Genomic DNA, 21325 nt, shown 5'->3' on the forward strand with positions numbered 1-21325 from the left:
GTGAAGACTAAAATATTAATTGGAATATTAGTGATTCTATTAGTCGGTGGTATATATTCGGGGTTAAACGCAGCAAAAAAAGTGAAGACCAATACGCCAAATGTCACTTCTTCGGACACCAGTGAAAGCTCTGCCCAGAAAATAACCGATCCGATCGTTGATGACCAAGAGGGGATGCAGGTTGTTGCACAATGGGTGAAACAGGAAAAGCCATCCTCAGCGCAAGTGTTCTCGATTAGTTTCAATAATCATGCGGTCAATGTAGATGATTTTCAATTTGAAGGTAATATCAATATTTCAATCAATGACAAAGAAATTCCTATTCAAATTGAAGTACTCAAAAGGGAAAGCTCAGGGCATCACCTTTCGGCAGAAATTAAAGTTGAAAGTCCGGAGTTTATAAAGGCTAGCCCAGGAAGCCGTTTAACTTTAAATGTCCAAAATGTGTACAATACGCCAACACGAAGTTTTAATTGGCAGTACTAAAAACAACACCGGAGGTAATTATGGCACCGATTTTATTTACAATTGGGGATTTCTCACTTCGTTCCTATGGAGTTATTGTAGCTTTCGCAATTCTATTAGGTTTGGCAGTTGCTTATTTTCTTACAGCAGATAAAGATTACAGGGAATATTTATTTGATGTCCTTATCTATGGGATTATAGGTGCAATTATTGGAGCAAGATCCTGGCAAGTATTTTTTTATGAATGGGATTATTATTCGCAAAACTTAGCAGAGATACCTAAGATTTGGCATGGAGGATTGGCAATTCAAGGAGCTCTTGTCGGCGCTTTTCTTGCCGCAGTCATCTATACGAAGGTTAAGAAGATTAACTTTTGGCGTTTGGCTGATATCGCGGCACCAGGATTAATTTTGGGACAAGCGGTCGGGAGGGTTGCATGTTTTCTTAATGGAGATGCGTATGGAACGCCTACCGGATCGAACTTTGGAGTTGTTTACCCTGAAGGGACACCTGCATATGCAGCGTATGGGAGTCAACCACTGTGGCCAGCTGAAGTTTGGGAAGGACAATGGGATTTTATTGTTTTTGCCATAATTCTTATGCTTGCACGTTGGCGTAAATGGCCGCAAGGTGTTGTTTTCTTGGCCTATATCATTCTTTATTCAGTCGGCCGATTTGCACTAGAGTTTCTCCGCGGAGATAGCCCGTACTACTTGTTCGATTGGACATCAGGTCAATGGACCAGTATAGGGATGATTATTGTAAGTTTTGGTTTTATGTTGTTTTTGAGAAATAAGCACAACAGTTCAAATGAGTAAAATGCCGTATTCATGAGAATTTCACAGGTTTTTCATAATGGAGTCAAATGTATGGTTTATAGTAGGCTAAGAAAAGTTAAGTAATGCTTAATCTGAGGTACAAAACCTCAGAACGGGGGAAACGTCTCGTGGGGTGAATCGCGAAAATCGCGTAGGGCATACACCTTTTGTCCGAATCCGTCAACTAACCTCGTAAGCACGAAAGGTGGTAAATAATTGAATATATTGTATTCGAAGAAGTGGCTCAGTGTGGCAGTTATTTCTGGTGTTCTGCTAGCTTCGAGTTTATACAACGCTGTTCCGACACAAGCTTATACGGTCCCTTCAAGTACTAGCCTTGAATTGGGCATTCCTTTCCAGCTAATTGAGAGTCTTGGTCAAGACATGATAGCTGCTGGTGTTTCTGTGGCAGATGATTCTTTTAAGAAGGAGATTCTCCAAGAGAAGAAATGGCTGCGACAATTAAGTAAAGAGCAACCCCAATTATCAGCTAAGAAATCTCAAGAACCTGCGGAGTCTAAGTCAACTGAGGTAAAGATTGAAAACATAAAAAGAGAGGTATCTACTTCGCCAGCACCGACTATACCAAAGCCAACCCCAACGCAACGTCAAAAACCAATAGCTCAAAAAAGCTCTCCTCCAGCAGTCTCCAGAGGTGCAGGTGAAGTAGAACAATTACTTAACAGAGCTAACAGGTTAATAGGTGTTCCGTATCTTTGGGGAGGGACAACCCCTAAAGGATTTGATTGCTCTGGATTTGTGGGATATGTATTTAAGGCCTCGGGCATTTCCTTACCCCGTACTTCATTTGATATGTATAAAATCGGCACCCCTGTAAAAAGGAATGAACTCAAACCCGGGGATTTGATATTCTTTAGTACCTATACAGAAGGAGCCTCTGATGTACGAATTTATATTGGAGGCAATAGCACCATTGGTGCATCAAGTGGCGGTGTAGACATTCGTAGTTTGTCAGAGAGCTATTGGGATAACCATTATTATGGAGCAAGAAGGGTGCTATAGTTAAAAAGAACGGCAAGAGATATAGCTCTTGCTGTTTTATTTCCAGATTCTAATGCGTTCAATTCCAACCAATACATGAGAAAATCATACATTGTTCACTAAATACTCAAAGAAAGAGTTTATATTTTTTACAAGGGAAGAATACAGAAAGGAGTAATTAGTATGATGATAATTTTATGGATTTTTTTAGTTTTTTTAATGTTATATTGGGTAAGTGATCCTGGGCAACCGGTACCTAATGATGCCCCTGTAAAGGATGCATTGGATGTCCTTCGGGAACGTTATGCTCGAGGAGAAATTGAAATTTGTGAATTCGAAGAACGGCTGAAAGTACTCAGAAATAAATAACGCATTATTAGGAAGTAAATGCTAATGGATGGGTGTTATGGATAAAGACACGATGTTAACTCGCCAAAGATATGATCGGACTTCAAAGTTCTACGATATGGAACGGATGATTAAGCCAGCTATCAGGAAAAAGATACTTAGCCAAGCAGAAGGTAAAATTCTCGAAATTGGCGTCGGAACAGGAAAGAATCTGGAGTACTATCCACCTGGTAGTGATATTACAGGAATCGATCTAAGTCCAGGAATGCTTGCAAAGGCGAAAGATAAGGCTAGAAAGTTACAGATCCCCGCTCGTTTACGGGAGATGGATGCCCAAGACCTTCAATTTCCTGATAATAGCTTTGATACTGTTGTAGCAACGTGTGTATTTTGTTCTGTTCCCAATCCAATCAAAGGCTTGCAAGAAATTAAACGTGTCTGTAAACCGGGTGGAAAAATTCTCCTTCTGGAACATGTTCGAAGCGATAATCCCCTGTTCGGAAAAATCATGGATTTTCTGGATCCTTTTACTGTTCGATTAATCGGCTCGCACATTAATCGAAGAACGGTTGAGAATATTGCTAAAGCAGGTTTAAGGGTCCGAAGTTTAGAGGATCAAGGTATCTCAATTATGAAAAAAATTGTTGCAGAGCCTGAATAAGTCCCTGGCTTTTGCATGCGGATAAAATGGGTTGTAAGGAGGGTCATTATGATGATGTGGAGTTATGGTCCTTGGGGAAGTGGCTATGGTTGGATGGGTATGCTTATGACGATTGCTTTCTGGAGCCTAATCATCTGGTTTGGTGTTTCTCTCTTTAGACGAGATGGTGGTTTGAGTAGACGCAATGACGCATTAAATATTCTTAGAGAACGATATGCACGAGGAGAGATTGACTCGGAAGAATTTAATCGGAGGAAAGAGAATTTAAAGAGATATAGTTAATCCAATTATAAGCTTTGATGGCACAGTAAGTTTGAAGATAAGATAGAGGCTTTGGTTTTCTATCAAGAAGGTGAATTTAATTGAATAAGGAGAGGTAGATGTTTTTACACCGTGAAGATATGTGTAAAGAGTGAAAATTAAATCATTTGAGATGATATTTCAGTAATATCAAAAATAACTCAAGTTGTCTTGACAAAGGGAAGGGGTAGATGCTTTAAGAGCTTTTCTACCCTATTTTGATTTAATATAAGTTTTTATATGCCCGAGATTTGGTATTAGAAATATTGATATTCTCAATTAGATATTTAAGAGAGTATAAGCTTAAAATGTTGTGTTATAATATATATGTGAAAATATTACCGAAGTAAGATAGAAGAGGAAATGACATGCTCAGATTACTTTTATTTATCGCAATGGTTGTCATAGGTGTTTTGTACACTTGGTTGACACATAGTCTAATGGAACCACTGTATAACAATCTATTAGCACATTGTATTATTTTAGGTTTTAGTTTTGGCCTAATTAATTTTTTATTGGCCAACTTGTTTTTTTATAAACACAAAAAGCTAAGTTGCCAAAACGAAATGCTAAAGTCAAAACTTAATATAGATAAACTGACAGGATTATTCAACCGCAGCGGATTAGATCAAGATTTAAATAATTTTAATGAAACATCTTACTCCGTAATATTTATTGATATTGACAATTTTCGTGTTTTTAATAATCAGTATAGCCATGAAGCAGGGGACGCGGTTCTGCGTAAGGTTTCTGAGATAGTGAAAACAACTATACGTGTTGGGGATAATGCATATCGCTATGGCGGAGAGGAGATTGTAGTAATTCTTAAAAACTGTACTATAGAAAATGCTCGAAAAATTGCAGAGAAGATTCGCACTCGTATCAACATGTTAAGCAACGAACCTTACCCACAAATCACCGTTTCGTTAGGGGTTGCGAGTTGCTCAGAGAATGAGCAACCACAACCAATACAGGATATTATTGAGAAAGCAGATTTTGCCTTGCTTCGGGCAAAGGCTTCCGGAAAGAATCGCACTATATTATTTAAATCAGGGATGGCAAGAGATTAGAACTCTTGCCATTTTGCTTTAATAGGAGGCAGAAATTTAAATTGTATTCACATCTTTTTCATAAGGTTTTCAGAGGAAATTCAAATGAATCTGTCAAGATAAAGATAGGGATAGAAGCTATAAAAGAAGACGGGGTCCAAAAGGGACTCTTCTAGGAGGAAATTCAAATGTTTCAATATGGCTATTGGGAAATAGTTTTAATTAATTCCTTAATCTTTATCATTTTTGCTTTTAGCTTTGTAAGGCCGAAAAATGCAACGGATTGGCGTGTTTTCGGAACTTTTTCTGCCTTTATAATAGCCTTATTTACAGAGATGTATGGGTTTCCGCTCACAATATATCTGCTTTCCGGCTGGTTGAGCAAGAAGTTTCCTGAACTCAATATATTTGCCCACGATTCAGGTCACCTCTGGTATGACATACTAGGTTTAAGTGGGGATCCACACACTAGCTCTATTCATATTGCAAGTGTTTTATTAATCAACGGTGGTTTGTTGTTCTTAGCCATTACGTGGATATTTTTGTATAGAGCACAACGCAAGGGGGTTGTAGCTATAGCGGGTCCTTACGCTTGGGTTCGCCATCCTCAATATATTGCCTTTATCGTAATCATGTTTGGTTTCTTGTTACAATGGCCAACATTATTGACTATAATAATGTTTCCGATCTTAGTTACTATGTATATAAGATTAGCAAAGATTGAAGAAAGTGAGTCTATCAAGTTTTTTCGTGAAGAATACTTAGCTTATGCTGATAACACAGGACGCTTTTTTCCAAGGATTGAGAATCTTCGCAAGAAATTCACAAGCCATTCATGAGATAATCAAAACCTTATTTTATACTTATAATTAAAAGTAAAGTATTTCAAGAGGCCTAGGAATAAACTATTTATAGGAGAGGATCAAATAGATGAATTGTTGTGATAACAAAAATTCAAATGTGAATGAGAGCGGGAATGAGACGGATTGTCAACATGAGAAGAAACCTAAGGGTTTTTTATCTCACATGTGGATGATGGTTTTATGCTGTGGTTTACCAATTGCAATTATTTTGTTAATACCACTTGTGGGAGGTTTGTTATCTCCTGGCATAAGGACTACGTTACTAACGCTTGCTCCTTTCATCTGTCCATTGATAATGATCCCAATGATGTTCATGATGATGAGAGGGCACAAGGAAAAGGGATAAATTCTTTAAAGAAAAATTCTCTAATACGCCTCCCAAATTTGATCTCTTCTGAGCATTTTCAGAAGAGATTTCTTTTCGAGTGGATATTACTATATAAAGTTAACAATGTGAAGAATGGAGTAGGTGATTCTCGCCTAAAAGCGAGACGTAGTAAATGTCACGAATCTTAAACTCTATGCTGAAAGGCATAGAGTTTGCTGTCATATCCGAAGAATGGTCAATGGCGGAAGAAGCATCGAATTTTGGGAATAGTTACTTCTTTCTATAGGAGTTACTTATCCTGCAATAATTTGATATTACTTCTAAAAATACCCTGGAAATCAGCTTTCATAAAGGCTTCAACTATACTGGGATCGAATTGTGTACCAACGCATCTCTGAATTTCCTTAATGGCTAGATCATGATTCTGTCCCTTGCGATAAGGACGATCAGAGGTCATGGCGTCATAGGTGTCAGCAACTGCAATGATACGAGATTCAAATGGTATAGCTTCTCCTTTGATACCAGCAGGATAACCGGACCCATCATATCTTTCATGGTGATGTAGGATGATGGGTAATATGCTGTTGAGAAAACTAATATCTTTTAAAATACTAAAGGCAATTGAAGGATGAAGCCTGATTATTTCCTGCTCAAATTCTGAGAGTTTACCGGGTTTGTGTAAGATTTCGTCAGGAACACCGATTTTCCCAATATCATGTAAACGAGCTGCTAATTCAAGTCGTTGAAGTATTTCTATATCCAATCCCATGACTTGCCCAATCGCACTCGAAATAATTGAAACTCTTTGGGAATGGCCTGAAGTATACTTATCACGAGCATCTACAGCGTTTGAGAGCGCCATAACTGTATTTCTGTAGGATAAATCTAGCTGAGTGTAAGAGTGTTCAAGGCTAAGATTTTGCTCGACTAACAATTTGTTTTGTGCGATTAAGGTCTGCGAAGCATTGGCAACGTTTCTAAAGAGAAAAAAGTAGAGAATGAATAGCCCAAAGAAGGATATTCCAGTAATTATCCTATTCAAACTATTAGTGTGACTTTCAATATCAGTATAAGGGGTATGGACTTCGTAAACTCCAGTAAAATGTGAGGTCTCGTTAATGCTATTCAGTATGTCATTTTTTATATGCTCAGAGACGAAATAACTAATAAGGAGTCCAGTAATAAGAAATGCTACAAGACTTAGAAGTACGAATTTTTGGGTAAGCGAAAATTTCATAACTTAATGCTCCTCTATCTGCTAATCTTCTTTAAATCATATCAAATGATTATGAAGAACTTGCAAAAAGTACCCCGAAAAAATTTAAAAGCTTCATATTGTTTTCATTACAAATTCGCTCAGAATTCATAGCCTGTATATAAAATGGGATGAGGAGAGAACTTTCGATTTAGGGAGCGGATGGAAATGCTCAAGATCGGCTTGTTTGTCATAATGATAAGTAGTGGTGTCTTAAGTGCGTTGTTTCTTCATCTAATATCCATGCCTTTATCAAATAATACGCTGATTCATTGTCTTGTTTTGGGTTTTGGATTTGGAATGGTTAATTACCTACTTGCTAACTGGTATATATCTAGGAATGCTCAAATTAAACGGGATTATGAGATGCTTAAATTGAAGGTATATGTCGATGATTTAACGGGATTGTTAAACCGTAAAGCACTTGATTTGGATTCTAGTGAACTAAGTGATGAGAACTTTTCGATACTATTTATTGATGTTGATAATTTTAGGGCGTTTAATAATCAATATGGACATAAGTTTGGAGATAATGTACTTCATGAAGTATGTAATGTGGTAAGATATACCATTCGATGTGGTGATAAAGCATACCGTTATGGAGGCGAGGAAATTGTGGTGTTACTTAAGGATTGTGAAAAGAAGAATGCCCTCCAAATTGCTGAAAAAATTCGCTGCCAAGTAAATAACTTAGATAACGACCCTTATCCACCTATTACTGTATCTTTAGGAGTTGCAAGTTGTCCTGAGGACGGGGGAACAATTCAGGAGGTTCTTGAAAAATCCGATCATGCACTATTATTAGCAAAGAATCTCGGTAAAAATCGTACCCTTGGATATGATAGCTTAACTATTGAGGAAATTCACGAACACCTTTCCAAATATGACAGCTGCTTTTAAATAGGCTGTAGCCTCCACAATGCTGCCCATAGAACCCCCCAAGATCTCCGTTTTTAATAGATTAATGATAAAAGAGTAGAGCTAAATTCCTCGAATAGGAAGTTTATTCTACTCTTTTTGTATTTCTAGTTGAATTATCCTTTGATATATGTTAAATTTATTTATACATAAACCTAGTAAACCGCTAGGTATAGGAGGGTATGACGTGAATAGAGCCTGGGTAAATGATGAGTTAAGTGACTTTGAAAAATTGAAGCTAGAAAAGGATGGCTTAGATATTATCAATAGACTTCCGGAATACAAAGAAACAGGATTTGAATCTATAGATATTCAAGAGCGAACCCTCTTAAAATGGGCCGGGGTGAATGTCCAGAGACCTAGGGAAGCTGGGTATTTTTTGATGCGGGTTAAAACTCCCAGTGGAATCCTAAACTCTGATCAAGCTCGTGTCTTGGCGAGGCTCTCTAAAGATTATGGCCGAGGTATTCTGGACCTGACCACTCGCCAATCCTTTCAACTTCATTGGCTTACCATAGAAACGATTCCTGAAGTGATGGAAATCTTGAGGGAAGCTCAACTGACTGCGATTGGGGCTGAAGGGGACTGCCCTCGAACAATTATGGGGAATCCCCTTGCAGGACTTGACCCCAATGAAACGATGGATACTCAGGATATTGTAAAAGAGGTTTCTGATTATTTTCAGGGCAACAGAGAATTTTCTAATTTGCCGAGAAAGTATAAAATATCGATTTCGGCCAATGTGGATAATGCGGGTTATGCGCAGATCAATGATCTTGCCTTTACCCCGGCTGTTAAGAAGGATGGGGTAAAGGATGTCTATGGATTTCATGTTTACGTAGGTGGCGGATTATCGGCAAAACCTCATCTTGCTCAGAAGCTGAACCTCTTTGTGTATCCAGATGAAGTGCTCAAGGTAGCCATAGCCGTGACAACTCTCTTTAGGGATTATGGATATAGAAAGAACCGCCACCATGCAAGACTTAAATTTCTTGTGGCGGATTGGGGAGTTGAAAGGTTTGAAGCGGAGCTTCTAAAACTAACTGGATCTCTTGAAACAGCGGGAACTGATTTGATGCGAGGCTGGAATGGCGGGTATTTTTACGGAGTTCATCCGCAAAAGCAAACAGGGCTTAACTATGTAGGACTTTCTGTGCCCCTTGGTCGCTTAACTCCTGAAGAGTTAATAGAAATTGCCAAGTGTGCCGACGTGTACGGCAATGGCTCCCTCCGGGTATCTCCATCGAAAAATCTCGTGCTTGCGAATATACCCGATGAAAATATCCAGTCTCTTCTCGCTGAAAGTACTATTAAGCGCTTTACTCCCAACCCTAATTCCTTTGCGGGATATACAGTTTCTTGTACCGGAAAGGAATTCTGTAATTTAGCCTTAGTGGAAACCAAAGACTTTTCGTCAAAATTGGCTCAAAGTCTAGATGAAAAGGTTCAACTGGATACACCAATTCGGATCCATGTCACAGGCTGTCCTAATTCTTGTGGTCAATTACAAATTGCTGATATTGGTTTAAGAGGAGCCATCGGTAGGCAGAATGGGAAAACAGTCGAAAAGTTTGAACTATACATTGGCGGAAGCCTTGGTGTAAATGCGGGATTTGCAACAGCGCTTAAAGGGGCAGTTCCAGCAGATAAGTTAGAAGAGGTTTTGCTGGACTTTATCAATTTTTTTAAAAGCAATAAACATTCTCATGAGTCGTTTCATGACTTTGCTGTTAGACATGGAGTTGGAGCTTTTCAACAACTTCTGGATTCCTATGATAATCCTTTGGGATTGACTGGAAAGTAGGGTTGGGTATAAAATATAAACAACTATTTGAAAGTAAAATATCCTTAAGCGCCATTCAAATTTCTTCCTCAATGTCTGTACTTAAGGACTACTGATATTTACTGTGTTCGTAATAGCTAGAGAAGGCACTGGCTCTGGAATATTTATGTTGATGGTCATATCAATTGCCTATATCGCAGAAATGTAAACCGGGGAAAGTCGAGGTAAATGGCAAAGCCTGACGGCTGCGGGTGGATTCTGTGCTATGCCTGTCATTGGGGTGATCTCGTTTCACGTCTGAGTGGAAGTGGCAACGGTATGATGGGCTCTTCAGAAAGAATGTGACGATAGCGGTGGGGCGTGTAATTTAGTAGGCCTAGAACAAATAGTTCTAGGCCTAAGTTTTGTAGGGGTAGTTGTGTATACTAAGAAAAAGGCCGCTACTAATGAATTGTAGCAAGGCCTTGGGGGTGGAAGTAACTTTAGAATATTTTAAAGGTTATTGTTGGTTAGGGGATGGTTTTAGTACATCATATTAGAAGCATAGCCTTGATTCATCATATTAGAACCGTAACCACCGCAATGTTGTCCATAAAAACCGCCAAGGTTTCCTTTTTCGATAGCTTGATTACGATATTGTTGGTCTTGGTTGATATTATCTTTGGCGTATTTAGCTTCTTCTTTGGTCATAGCACCGGCTTCTACTTGCTTATCAATAATCTGTTGCTGTACAGTAAACAATTGGCTATAAAGATTTTTGAGTTCATCAGCTTTAGTTGAACCGCTTTCAGCAAAAGCTGATGTAGCCCCGCCAATCGTAAGAGCGATTGTGAGAATTCCTAAGGCAATTTTCTTTTTCATATTATTCCCTCCAATATTTTTCCTTGAGTGGATTAAGTACATTATTAGCATAGCTCAACCTTATGAAGAGCTTGAGAAGAAGTTTTGAATATCTTGTGAATTCTAGGATTTTATAGTACATAAATCAAAATCAATTTGTTGATAATATAAGAGATGAGTTGAGTGATTTAAATAATGGTGGGGGTTCGGTTTATGCATAGGAAGAGAAAAATAATCCTTGGGTTGATTATCTTTAGTGCTTTAGCTGCTCTCCCGTTTCTTTATAATCTGGGAAGAGAAAATAAGGGTCCGAATACCAGTATTACTACACCGCGGATCCAAGAATTAGGGGTAACACAGTGTATAGAATCAACGGAATATATGAGGGCTAATCACATGAAGCTGCTTGTTGATTGGAGGGATGATGTCGTTCGAAACGGAGATAGAACTTATGTAAATAGCCGAGGCGAATCCTATCAGAAGAGTTTAGATACATGTTTAGATTGTCATCATGACCCGAACCTCAATACTGAAGAACAATTCTGTGTAAAGTGCCATAATTATTCATCTGTACAGCCGGATTGTAGACAATGTCATACTTGGCCGGGTATAAATGAACATCCTCATTCAGACAAACCAATCGATGCCAACCATTAAAAATAGCTCATCTTAAATCGGCTGCTTCAATTTATGAAGGTAGCCGATTTTTTGCACTATGAATTCGGTTCAACACGTGATAGATTTTGAAGATATGAAAATCAAAATTTATTTTGAGATTAAATTATTCTTGAAAGATCCGCGGATATGGTCTACAATGCAAATATAGGATATATAGGGTACCCCCCTATACTATATGGAATTCCTAAAGGGAGTTGTGTGCTATGGGTGACGAAGTCAAGGATAACTGTTCTAGCTGTGGAACTGATGAGAGCGGAATAAGAACAGCCCACCATGACGAAAAGACAATTAAAGAGTTAGTTAATCGTTTGAATCGAATTGAAGGGCAGGTTCGAGGTGTGAAAGGAATGATTGAAAAGCATACTTATTGTGATGATGTGCTTAATCAGATCACCTCGGTGCAATCAGCTTTAGATGGAGTGTCTAAGTTGTTGCTAGAAAAGCACTTTAAATCTTGTGTCAAGGATCGTTTGAGTCAGGGCGATGATGAAGTCATCGACGAATTATTAAAGACTATATTCCGCATGAAGAAATAGTGCGAATTCTACACATTTGGATATATAAAAACAACGCGGAATATTAAGGAGGGAAAAAACATGGCTAATAAAACCTTGAAGATAGAGGGGATGACCTGTGCGGCCTGTGCTAAGGCTGTGGAGCGAGTCACCAAAAAACTCGAAGGGGTTACCGAATCCAATGTTAATTTGGCGACTGAAAAGCTTAATATTAGTTTTGAGGAGGACAAACTAACCGTTGGAGATATACAAGCTGCGGTGGAAAAGGCAGGCTATAAGGCCCTTACTGATGATGTTAGCAAAACGTTAAAAATTGAGGGCATGACTTGCGCAGCCTGTGCTAAGACCGTGGAAAGAGTGACGCGTAAGCTTGAAGGTGTGATTGAGGCCAATGTGAATTTGGCGACTGAGAAGCTGAGCATAAGCTATGAGCCCTCTCTAGTGGGCGTATCCGACATAAAGAAGGTCATAGAAAAAGCGGGCTATAAGGCAATAGAAGAAGAAACGACAGTAGACCTTGATAAGGAACGTAAGGAGGAAGAACGGAAACAACTTTGGCAGAGGTTTGTAATTTCAGCGATCTTCACAGTACCCTTGCTTTATATGGCAATGGGACATATGTTTGGAGAAGTGATCGGATTAAAACTGCCCATGTTTATTGATCCCATGATGAACCCACTTAACTTTGCCCTTGTTCAACTGCTATTGACTACCCCCGTTATGATTGCAGGAAGAAAATTTTTCAAGATTGGTTTTAAATCCTTGTTCCGAGGAAGTCCTAATATGGATTCCCTCATTGCTATGGGGACTTCTGCAGCATTCCTTTATGGATTATATGCCATCGTTCAAATTTATGCTGGAGATGCGGCTTATGCCAATCAGCTCTACTTTGAAGCGGCGGGTACCATTATTACTCTAATTTCTCTGGGTAAATATCTTGAGGCTGTTACAAAGGGTAAGACATCAGAGGCCATCAAGAAGCTGATGGGACTTGCACCCAAAACAGCCCTTGTCGTAAGAGAGGGTAAAGAAGTTGTCATCAACATTGATGAAGTTGAGGTTGGAGACGTAATTATTGTCAAACCCGGTGAAAAGATGCCAGTAGATGGTGAAGTGATCGAGGGAAATACGGCTGTAGACGAATCTATGCTTACTGGGGAAAGTATACCGGTAGAAAAAAATATTGGAGACACAATTATTGGGGCAAGTATTAATAAGAATGGAACGATAAAATATAGGGCCATTCGGGTTGGTAAGGATACCGCATTGGCTCAGATTATTAAACTGGTTGAAGATGCCCAAGGCTCTAAGGCTCCCATCGCAAAGCTTGCCGATGTTATTTCCGGTTACTTTGTACCTATCGTAATCGGGATAGCCACCTTATCCGCTTTGGCCTGGTATTTCATAGGCGGGCAGTCCACCGTATTTGCACTCACCATCTTCATCTCTGTCTTGGTTATTGCTTGTCCATGCGCTTTGGGCTTAGCTACTCCAACTGCGATCATGGTGGGAACAGGCAAGGGTGCTGAACATGGGGTATTGATCAAGAGCGGCGTGGCGTTAGAAACAACTCATAAAATAAAGACCATTGTCTTTGATAAAACCGGTACCCTTACTGAAGGTAAGCCGAAGGTGACCGATGTAGTGGTAGCCAATGGGATATCTCAAAATGACTTATTACAATTAGCGGCTTCCGCTGAGAAAGGTTCGGAGCATCCTTTAGGGGAGGCCATCGTCAAAGGGGCAGAAGAGCAGGGCTTAGAATTTAAAAAGCTAGAATCCTTTAAAGCCATTCCAGGCCATGGAATTGAAGTAGATATTGAGGGTAAACATCTTCTGCTGGGCAACAGGAAATTGATGATTGAAAGAAAGGTATCCCTTGAAAATTTGGAAGAAACTTCAGATCGGCTAGCTGAAGAAGGTAAGACTCCTATGTATATCGCTATGGACAACAAGTTAGCGGGGATCATCGCTGTAGCGGATACGGTAAAAGAGAACAGCAAAAAGGCTATTGAAAGACTTCATGACATGGGAATTGAAGTGGTCATGATTACTGGTGATAATAAGAGAACCGCTGAAGCGATTGCTAAACACGTAGGCATCGACAGAGTATTAGCCGAGGTTTTGCCTGAGGATAAAGCAAATGAAGTTAAAAAGCTTCAAGATGAGGGCAAAAAGGTGGCCATGGTGGGTGACGGAATCAATGACGCGCCGGCTCTTGCCCAAGCTGATATAGGTATAGCCATCGGCTCAGGGACAGATGTGGCCATGGAATCTGCAGATATCGTGCTAATGAGAAGTGATCTGATGGATGTGCCAACTGCGATTCATTTGAGTAAAAGTACAATACGAAATATTAAACAAAACCTATTCTGGGCTTTCGGTTACAATACCTTAGGAATACCTGTTGCCATGGGAGTTCTCCACATCTTTGGTGGACCGTTGCTTAATCCGATGTTTGCAGCAGCAGCCATGAGTTTCAGTTCAGTGTCTGTATTACTAAATGCTTTGCGTTTGAAAGGGTTTAAGCCTGTAGGATAACTCAAATTTGCCAAACCCAATGCCAAGAAATTGAGATAATCTGCAAATATACGGGCAGATTAGATATTATCAGTAGTTGAAAGGGGTTAATTAAATGAAAAAGAAAGTATCTATTGAGGGAATGAGCTGTGGACATTGCGTGAATCATACAAGAGAGGCTTTAAGTGAATTAAATGGAGTAACCCAGGTGGAAGTTAGCCTTGAGGGTAAATACGCTATAGTTGAAGCATGCGAAGATGTAAGCGATGATACAATTAAAGCTGCCGTTGAAGAAGTAGGATATGAGGTTGTAGGGATCGAAGAAGCATAATCCTATCAAGTGATTCCAAGCTTCAGATGGAGTTTGCCTATATCAGCAGTTATCTCTCACTTTTAGAAGATGTAAGTCGTAGGGCTGGTAGTCATCGTTAAATAATTTAGAGATAAACAGAGAAGCCCCAAGCGTTTTGCTATGCTTTCTATGTGGAAGTGTATATCATTTTGCTTTGGGCTTTTCTTTATGATTGTTTGCTTTTATATTTTATGAACACTCTTGCTTAGAACTAATTCATAGTGATAAGCTACAAAGTGAATGAGTATCTTCATTAAGTGGATGCTCATTGTTTATGAAGGAGGTAAGTTAGGGATGAAAGTCATATTAGTTAATGGTAGTCCTCATGCGCATGGCTGTACATATCGTGCCCTAGAAGAAGTGGCAAAGACGCTCAATACTGAAGGAATTGAAACACAAATCTTCCAACTGGGTACAAAACCCTTAACTGGCTGTACCGCCTGTAAATCCTGCTCAAAATTAGGACGCTGCATTTTCTCAGACTGTGTCAATGAGTTTCTTGACCTTGCCCAAGATGCTGACGGTTTTATTTTTGGTTCTCCTGTGCACTATGCGGGTGCTGGTGGTGCGATCACTTCTTTCTTAGATCGGGTGTTCTATGCAGATTCCCACGCAGGCAGAAAGTCATTTTATTTAAAACCAGCTGCAGCTGTCGTCTCTGCCAGGAGGGCTGGAACAACAGCCGCCCTTGACCAGCTCAGCAAGTATTTCACTATATCCCAGATGCCAGTAATCTCCTCACGATATTGGAATATGGTTCACGGTATTACACCTGAAGATGTTAAAAAGGATTTAGAAGGCCTACAAACAATGCGTATATTAGCAAGGAATATGGCATGGTTCTTAAAGTGCAAAGAGGCAGGGATAAAAGCTGGCGTGCCGTTCCCTGAAAAGGAAGAAATCATCCATACTAATTTCATCCATGAGTAAAAATACAAGGTCCTGAGAAAGTACATTTAATTTAGAAGTAAGTGGAGGATACAACCACTTGCTTTTTTTTATATTGTCAAAAAGCATAACGACCTTGTATAGTTTCCTCCTGCAAAAGTGCAGCTAGGCAGCTGCCTCGCCAGAGGCTTGGCATCAGCCTGGCATTCCTTTAAGAATTGATTCAAAGGCGAAGGAGAAAACGGCAGATATGGTTGGCTATAGCTGGTGTAGCAAATGAGACAGTCCCTTGTTTGATATCACTCATTATCGATTATATAGAAAGCTTTAGAAGCCCTAAATATGCCAAAGCAAAACGGAATTACGCTGTAATAAGAGGTGTGTCTTAGTTGGCATGAGATTTGCATTATGTTAACCGCGGCCCAAATTATTAAGGAGGAATACGTAATGCAAAAAAGAAAGGCAATAAAGAGAGGGATGCTCATCTCTCTGATTAGTCTGAGCCTTTTATTCAGTTTTACTAGTATTAGTTTGGCTGAAGAAAGTGGACAAATGGGTGGGATGGATATGAAAGTAGAGTCAACTTCAGAGAATTCTATGTCCGAGCACGAAGCCACGCCTGACATGGATCTCAACATGGAGGGAATGAAGGAAAGTGATAAAGAAGAAAAAAATACTGGAGAACATGGTGAAGAACAAAGCGAAGGTCATGAAGAAAAAGGCGAAACCTCTGAGGGAGTTAATTGGGTAGTCGTCGGAGGATTTCTAGCAATAAACGCAATGATTATCCTAATTGCCGCTATCTCAAAGCACTCAAATAGAGTTGAACCTCAACAGTAGATAAGGAAGGTGATAAGAGTATGTCAGTCGCAAGAAAAGCTGAATCAAAAATCCAAAATATTCCTGAAGGAAAAAAGAATAATTTGCTAAATAATAAAGTGATTCGTTCTATTCTCACGAGTCGCTGGTTTCCAGCTATAATCCAGATACCTGTGCTCGCTGTATTTACGCTCATAGTTGTTGAATTAATTGCCGGACCTGGTTCCGCACATGATAACTTTGGTACAGCAGGAACTTGGGTGCTCTGGTGGCCTCTCATACCGATCATTTTCGTTCTTCTCGGAAGGTTCTGGTGTGCAATATGTCCTTTTGCTACAGTAAGTGACTTTGTTCAAAAAATAGTAGGGAATAATCGACCTGTCCCTAAATTTTTAAGGAAATATGGGATTTGGATTATTGATATCTTCTTTATCTTAATCACATGGTCTGATCATACCTTAGGTGTTGTGGAAAATCCTCGAGGCTCTGGAATACTGCTTCTTATAATGACGACTGGAGTTATCGCCAGTGGGGCATTTTTCGAGCGCCGTACCTGGTGTCGGTATGTGTGCTTCTTGGGGGGGCTATCTGGAAACTACGCTCGTTCTGGCGCTTTAGAACTCCATGCGACCCCAGAGAAATGTGCGAAATGCACGACCCAGTCTTGCTATAAGGGGAATGAAAAAATTGCTGGTTGCCCAATGTTTGAATTTCCTCGGACTATGGATAGCATGGCCCGTTGTAACTTATGTGCAAACTGCATTAAAACCTGCCCGAATGATTCTATTCAATTAGTGACACGAGTCCCTTCCAAAGGCTTGTGGTTTATTAAGAAACCGAAATTTGAGGAATCTTTCCTCGCGATAGTCATCATGGGAATTGTCTTTGTTCAGAACATTACTATGCTGGAAGTTTGGCAAGAAATTCTCAAAGCACTTGAAAACTTTATAGGTACGACAAATTACTTTGTAACCTTTACGATTACCTTCCTTATCGCAATGGCTATACCGGTACTTGCCTTGTTTGGAAGTAGTTATGTTTCGAAACTTGCGAATAAACGAAGCACAATTGAAAACTTCGCTCGTTTCGGTTACGCCTTAATTCCTTTGGATCTTGCTGGACACATTGCCCATAATCTGTTCCATTTACTTGCTGAAGGAAAATCCGTCATCTTTACTTTTATGGCATTATTCGGTGTAGAGGTGGGTCACGGAGCATCAACAGCACTGATGAGTGACTCAACAATTCAAATATTACAATATGTGTTAATTGCAATTGGTACGTTTGCCTCGATTTTCGCAGCCTATAAAATTTCTAAAACGAATTTTGAAGCTGTAGGCAAATCAATAGCAAGTTTCATGCCTTTTGCATTCTTAACTTTAATATTAGGAGCGATCAATATTTATCTCTTCATGCTCCCGATGGCTATGAGAATGTAATAAAAAAATATTTCAAGGAGAAACGCTTGAGCCCTTGCTCGCGTTTCTCTTTTTTGTTATCTTTATTTTTAAATAGGTATAGAAGTCAGACTATATACTGCAGATAGCAGAGTGACGGCCAAAAGAATAAGTAAACGTTAAGTATAAGGCGATACGGTTAGAAAGGTTTACAAATGAACTTTAGTAAACCTTTTTTGTATTGGCAAAGGTATTAAAGTTTAGCAAAGGTTGAAACTATAAGCGTTAATAGCATTTGGAGGTAACCATGAAGAAAGTCCTAGTAGTTGATGACGAAGCGAATATGCGGTGGGCCTTAGAAAAGGCACTGCTCAAGGAAGGGTATGAGGTTTTAACTGCCGCGAATGGCCAAACTGCTCTCGATGCGATCCTTTCCGAACGCCCCGATTTGGTTTTGCTTGATTTTAAAATGTCTAAGGTTAATGGTATCGAGGTTTTGAGAGAAATAACAAGCTTTACTCCTCAACTTATAGTCATTATGATGACCGCCCATGGGAACACGGCTATTGCTGTTGAGGCCATGAAGCTTGGCGCCTATGACTATATCATGAAGCCATTTGATATTGATGAACTGCTTTTAACAGTTGAGAAGGCGTTTGAGTTAAGGGATCTACGCCAACAAGTGAATTCACCTAAACAGGAAGTTATGGAACAACAGGGCTGGGAGCAAATGGTTGGGCAGAGTGCACCGATGAGATCTGTGTTAAATTTAGTGAAAAGGGTAGCCCCCACCTCAGCCACTGTACTTCTCCAAGGAGAGTCAGGGACGGGCAAAGAACTTGTGGCTCATGCAATCTACTCATTGAGCTCACGCTGGGAAGGTCCACTGATTCGGGTCAATTGTGCTGCACTTCCGGAATCCCTAATGGAAAGTGAGTTGTTCGGACATGAAAAAGGAGCTTTTACAGGAGCCCATGCCCGAAAAGCAGGTCGATTTGAGTTAGCTGATGGGGGGACGCTTTTCCTGGATGAGATCGGTGAGCTCTCTCTTGGGGTACAGGCTAAGCTCTTAAGAGTCCTCCAAGAGCGGACCTTCGAAAGGGTTGGAGGTGTAAAAACCCTTAAGGTGGACGTAAGAATTATTGCAGCAACCAACAAAGATCTTCTAGAGGAAATAAAAGATGGGCGATTTCGGGAAGATTTATTTTATCGCTTGAGTGTATTTCCCATCAATCTTCCACCCTTGAGGGAACGGATAGAGGATATTCCGCTCTTAGCACAGCATTTTCTTGAAAAGTTAAGTCTCAATGGAGAGACGAAAAGATTTAGGGAAGAAGTAATAGAGCGATTTAAACACTATGATTGGCCTGGAAATGTACGTGAACTTCAAAATATCATTGAACGGATGGTTATCCTTTGTCCATATCAGGAAATCGGAGTGGAGTGGATACCTGATTTGTTCATGAAAGGAACGCAAGGGAAGGGTGCTCAAGCATTTACCTTGCCTTCAGAAGGGATATCTCTCGAAGAATTAGAAAAAACACTTTTGGAACAGGCATTAGAGCGAGCAGATGGAAACCAAACTCATGCTGCACAACTTCTAGGATTATCTCGTCATGCTTATCTATACCGATTAGAAAAATACGGAATTGACCGGAAAAATAGGAGGTAGCTATCGTGCTGAAGAGGCTCAGGCAAGTAAGAGTTCCACTGAGGGCTATTCTCGATATGCTAATTATTACCGGACTTATTATCATTTTGACTGTGATTCACTACACGAGGTATAACTATTCAGTTGATTATCATCTATTGCTCCAATTTGGCTACTATATTCCAGTTATTTATGCAGCAATCCGCTTTGGGCCTCCTGGAGGTATTGGGAGTGGGTTGATTATTACTGCTTTGTATCTATTGGTAATGACTGATTTCCAAATGTTGATGGGCAAAGAGGCTAAATATACACAATGGATTGAAATTGCTTTAATCAATGGTTTTGGTTGGTTTACAGGATTTCTAGTTCAACAGGAACGGAAAGCCAATCGGAATTTAATAATTGCCTTAGAGACGAAGGAAGATTTGTTAAAGAAGTTAGAGGTTGAGGGCCAAGAACGTCTGCGGCTTGAAGCGGAAGTTCGGCGCAACGAACGATTGACTGCGTTAGGGCAACTAACTGCAGGTTTAGCCCATGAAATTCGTAATCCATTAGGGATAATACGTGTGACAACTCAACTCCTTGCTAAAGAAAAAACAGAGGATCTAGTGGTCTCTGAATACTGTCGAGTTTTGCAAGAAGAAACAAACCGTCTGAACAGATTGCTTACAAATTTTCTGAACTTTGCTCGGCCAAAAGCACCTGAAGGGCAATTAATAAGTCTGGGTACATTGGTCCAAGAAAGTGCAGAATTAGCAAAGCCTATGCTTGAAGAAGCAGGGCTAGTGCTTGAACTAAGGTTGAGCGAGGCTGCCAATATTACGGTAAAAGTAGATAGAGATCAGATGAAGCAAGTAATTCTCAATTTACTTATTAATGCTTTAGATGCTCAAAAAGATTTGCGAGGAAAAAGCATAATAATTGAAGGGATCCAACAACCAGGATGGGCTGGCTTTGCAATTATTGATCAGGGTCTCGGTATCTCTAGTGAAACTATAAGCAATATGTTTAATCCCTTTTTCACGACAAAAGAAACTGGGACGGGATTAGGTTTATCAATCGTATATCGGATTGTCGAACAACATCAAGGACGGATTACTTTGAGTAATACGTCATCAGGTGGAGTGCGAGCTGAGGTATTATTGCCTCAGTAAAGAATGGATAGGAACGCAATTGTAGGATATCCAACATGAAGGTGCGTCAAATGGCACACCTTCATTTATTTATTTAAAGGATAATTGTCAACAAAGCCTTGAAGCATATAAAATCAGTATTTCAAGCGAAGTTGGTATGAATTTTGCATTATATCCTTTACACGGGGTTCAAAAAATTTTTTGGAGGTGTCCACGCATGGGATCGATGACGCATTATATGGAGCTTTTAGCATCTAATCAACCATGGAATTTGTTAATTTTTATGGCAGTTCCAGTAATCTGTGCAGAGACTTTGGCAATAACTGAACTAATAATCTTATTCACTCGAAATTTTAAAGGCACTGCACGAAAAATCAATAAGGGTACAGGAATTTTTGCAGGCATATACTTTCTGGGAATCTTCTTATATCTTTTTACTACAGCCGTAATTCCGATTACTACAGGTGGAGAATGGAGAGGCTTTGCCGACGTCGTCGCTGTTGGATTTTATTTGCTTGGGGTTGTTCCGTTGGGTGGGCTTGCTTTACTAGAGCTCGGGCTACTGGGAAAAAATCGCACACCTGAGCAAGAATTAGCACTCCATGCTACATTCGTGGGTATATTTCTCGTTATAGCTCATGTCGCTATGATCTTCGGTATGCTAGATCCACATCTCTTCATTACGGATTTGACTCAAGGGATGCCAGGAATGAAAATGTAAAGAAAACTTAATAGTATCGAA

Annotated in this window: 22 protein-coding genes and 1 riboswitch; of the genes, 20 read left to right on the plus strand and 2 right to left on the minus strand. The window is 39.8% G+C overall.

The window, feature by feature from the left end:
• The 8 genes from AAC978_RS05730 to AAC978_RS05765 all read left to right on the plus strand — a co-directional run bounded on the left by AAC978_RS05730 (position 1) and on the right by AAC978_RS05765 (position 5482).
• Positions 1–486: a hypothetical protein gene (locus AAC978_RS05730; RefSeq protein ID WP_341547076.1), complete on the plus strand. Its 486-nt coding sequence runs from the start codon at positions 1–3 to the stop codon at positions 484–486.
• A 20-nt stretch (positions 487–506) separates the two neighbouring features.
• A complete protein-coding gene (lgt, locus tag AAC978_RS05735; RefSeq protein WP_341547077.1) occupies positions 507–1283 on the plus strand; it encodes a prolipoprotein diacylglyceryl transferase in 777 nt (258 codons plus the stop codon).
• 74 nt (positions 1284–1357) lie between these two features.
• Positions 1358–1497: riboswitch (cyclic di-AMP (ydaO/yuaA leader) on the plus strand.
• Positions 1498–1499: 2 nt separating this feature from the next.
• Complete coding sequence (locus tag AAC978_RS05740; protein ID WP_341547078.1) at positions 1500–2306, plus strand: C40 family peptidase; 807 nt, start codon at positions 1500–1502, stop codon at positions 2304–2306.
• A 162-nt stretch (positions 2307–2468) separates the two neighbouring features.
• Positions 2469–2654, plus strand: coding sequence for an SHOCT domain-containing protein (locus tag AAC978_RS05745; RefSeq protein WP_341547079.1), 186 nt, complete (start codon positions 2469–2471; stop codon positions 2652–2654).
• Positions 2655–2691: 37 nt separating this feature from the next.
• On the plus strand, positions 2692–3294 hold the full coding sequence (locus tag AAC978_RS05750; RefSeq protein WP_341547080.1) for a class I SAM-dependent methyltransferase: 603 nt from the start codon (positions 2692–2694) through the stop codon (positions 3292–3294).
• 48 nt (positions 3295–3342) lie between these two features.
• Positions 3343–3576: an SHOCT domain-containing protein gene (locus tag AAC978_RS05755; RefSeq protein ID WP_341547081.1), complete on the plus strand. Its 234-nt coding sequence runs from the start codon at positions 3343–3345 to the stop codon at positions 3574–3576.
• Positions 3577–3962: 386 nt separating this feature from the next.
• Complete coding sequence (locus AAC978_RS05760) at positions 3963–4664, plus strand: GGDEF domain-containing protein (protein ID WP_341547082.1); 702 nt, start codon at positions 3963–3965, stop codon at positions 4662–4664.
• 167 nt (positions 4665–4831) lie between these two features.
• Positions 4832–5482 carry a methyltransferase family protein gene (locus AAC978_RS05765; RefSeq protein WP_341547083.1) on the plus strand — a complete coding sequence of 217 codons (651 nt, stop codon included), beginning with the start codon at positions 4832–4834 and terminating at the stop codon, positions 5480–5482.
• Between the two features lie 641 nt (positions 5483–6123).
• Here the strand turns inward: AAC978_RS05765 and AAC978_RS05770 are convergent.
• Positions 6124–7071, minus strand: a complete 948-nt coding sequence (locus tag AAC978_RS05770; protein ID WP_341547084.1) for an HD-GYP domain-containing protein — start codon at positions 7069–7071, stop codon at positions 6124–6126.
• Between the two features lie 186 nt (positions 7072–7257).
• Between AAC978_RS05770 and AAC978_RS05775 the strand changes: the two genes are divergently transcribed.
• Positions 7258–7989 (plus strand): GGDEF domain-containing protein, encoded by a 732-nt coding sequence (locus tag AAC978_RS05775; RefSeq protein WP_341547085.1) that lies wholly within the window; start codon positions 7258–7260, stop codon positions 7987–7989.
• Between the two features lie 205 nt (positions 7990–8194).
• On the plus strand, positions 8195–9811 hold the full coding sequence (locus AAC978_RS05780; RefSeq protein ID WP_341547086.1) for a nitrite/sulfite reductase: 1617 nt from the start codon (positions 8195–8197) through the stop codon (positions 9809–9811).
• Between the two features lie 501 nt (positions 9812–10312).
• On the opposite strand, the gene AAC978_RS05785 is transcribed toward AAC978_RS05780, so the two are convergent.
• Entirely contained in the window at positions 10313–10651 is a 339-nt protein-coding gene (locus AAC978_RS05785; RefSeq protein WP_341547087.1) for a DUF2680 domain-containing protein, read from the minus strand.
• Between the two features lie 192 nt (positions 10652–10843).
• On the opposite strand from AAC978_RS05785, the gene dsrJ reads away from it, so the two are divergent.
• The 10 genes from dsrJ (at position 10844) to AAC978_RS05835 (ending at position 21304) form a co-directional block, all read left to right on the plus strand.
• Positions 10844–11287, plus strand: coding sequence for a sulfate reduction electron transfer complex DsrMKJOP subunit DsrJ (dsrJ, locus tag AAC978_RS05790; protein ID WP_341547088.1), 444 nt, complete (start codon positions 10844–10846; stop codon positions 11285–11287).
• Positions 11288–11511: 224 nt separating this feature from the next.
• Positions 11512–11844, plus strand: coding sequence for a metal-sensitive transcriptional regulator (locus tag AAC978_RS05795; RefSeq protein ID WP_341547089.1), 333 nt, complete (start codon positions 11512–11514; stop codon positions 11842–11844).
• Positions 11845–11904: 60 nt separating this feature from the next.
• A complete protein-coding gene (locus AAC978_RS05800; RefSeq protein ID WP_341547090.1) occupies positions 11905–14364 on the plus strand; it encodes a heavy metal translocating P-type ATPase in 2460 nt (819 codons plus the stop codon).
• A gap of 94 nt (positions 14365–14458) precedes the next feature.
• Positions 14459–14674, plus strand: coding sequence for a heavy-metal-associated domain-containing protein (locus tag AAC978_RS05805; RefSeq protein WP_341547091.1), 216 nt, complete (start codon positions 14459–14461; stop codon positions 14672–14674).
• Between the two features lie 315 nt (positions 14675–14989).
• A complete protein-coding gene (locus tag AAC978_RS05810; RefSeq protein ID WP_341547092.1) occupies positions 14990–15625 on the plus strand; it encodes a flavodoxin family protein in 636 nt (211 codons plus the stop codon).
• A 405-nt stretch (positions 15626–16030) separates the two neighbouring features.
• Positions 16031–16423 carry a hypothetical protein gene (locus AAC978_RS05815; protein ID WP_341547093.1) on the plus strand — a complete coding sequence of 131 codons (393 nt, stop codon included), beginning with the start codon at positions 16031–16033 and terminating at the stop codon, positions 16421–16423.
• A 20-nt stretch (positions 16424–16443) separates the two neighbouring features.
• Positions 16444–17841, plus strand: coding sequence for a 4Fe-4S binding protein (locus tag AAC978_RS05820; protein WP_341547094.1), 1398 nt, complete (start codon positions 16444–16446; stop codon positions 17839–17841).
• A 265-nt stretch (positions 17842–18106) separates the two neighbouring features.
• Entirely contained in the window at positions 18107–19471 is a 1365-nt protein-coding gene (locus AAC978_RS05825) for a sigma-54-dependent transcriptional regulator (protein WP_341547095.1), read from the plus strand.
• Positions 19472–19476: 5 nt separating this feature from the next.
• Positions 19477–20604 carry a two-component system sensor histidine kinase NtrB gene (locus tag AAC978_RS05830; protein ID WP_341547096.1) on the plus strand — a complete coding sequence of 376 codons (1128 nt, stop codon included), beginning with the start codon at positions 19477–19479 and terminating at the stop codon, positions 20602–20604.
• A 196-nt stretch (positions 20605–20800) separates the two neighbouring features.
• Positions 20801–21304, plus strand: coding sequence for a DUF6803 family protein (locus AAC978_RS05835; protein WP_341547097.1), 504 nt, complete (start codon positions 20801–20803; stop codon positions 21302–21304).
• Positions 21305–21325: the final 21 nt, after the last annotated feature.

Origin of the sequence: Desulfitobacterium sp. THU1 (assembly GCF_038181555.1) — a bacterium.
In the GTDB taxonomy this organism is placed as follows: Bacteria; Bacillota; Desulfitobacteriia; order Desulfitobacteriales; family Desulfitobacteriaceae; genus Desulfitobacterium.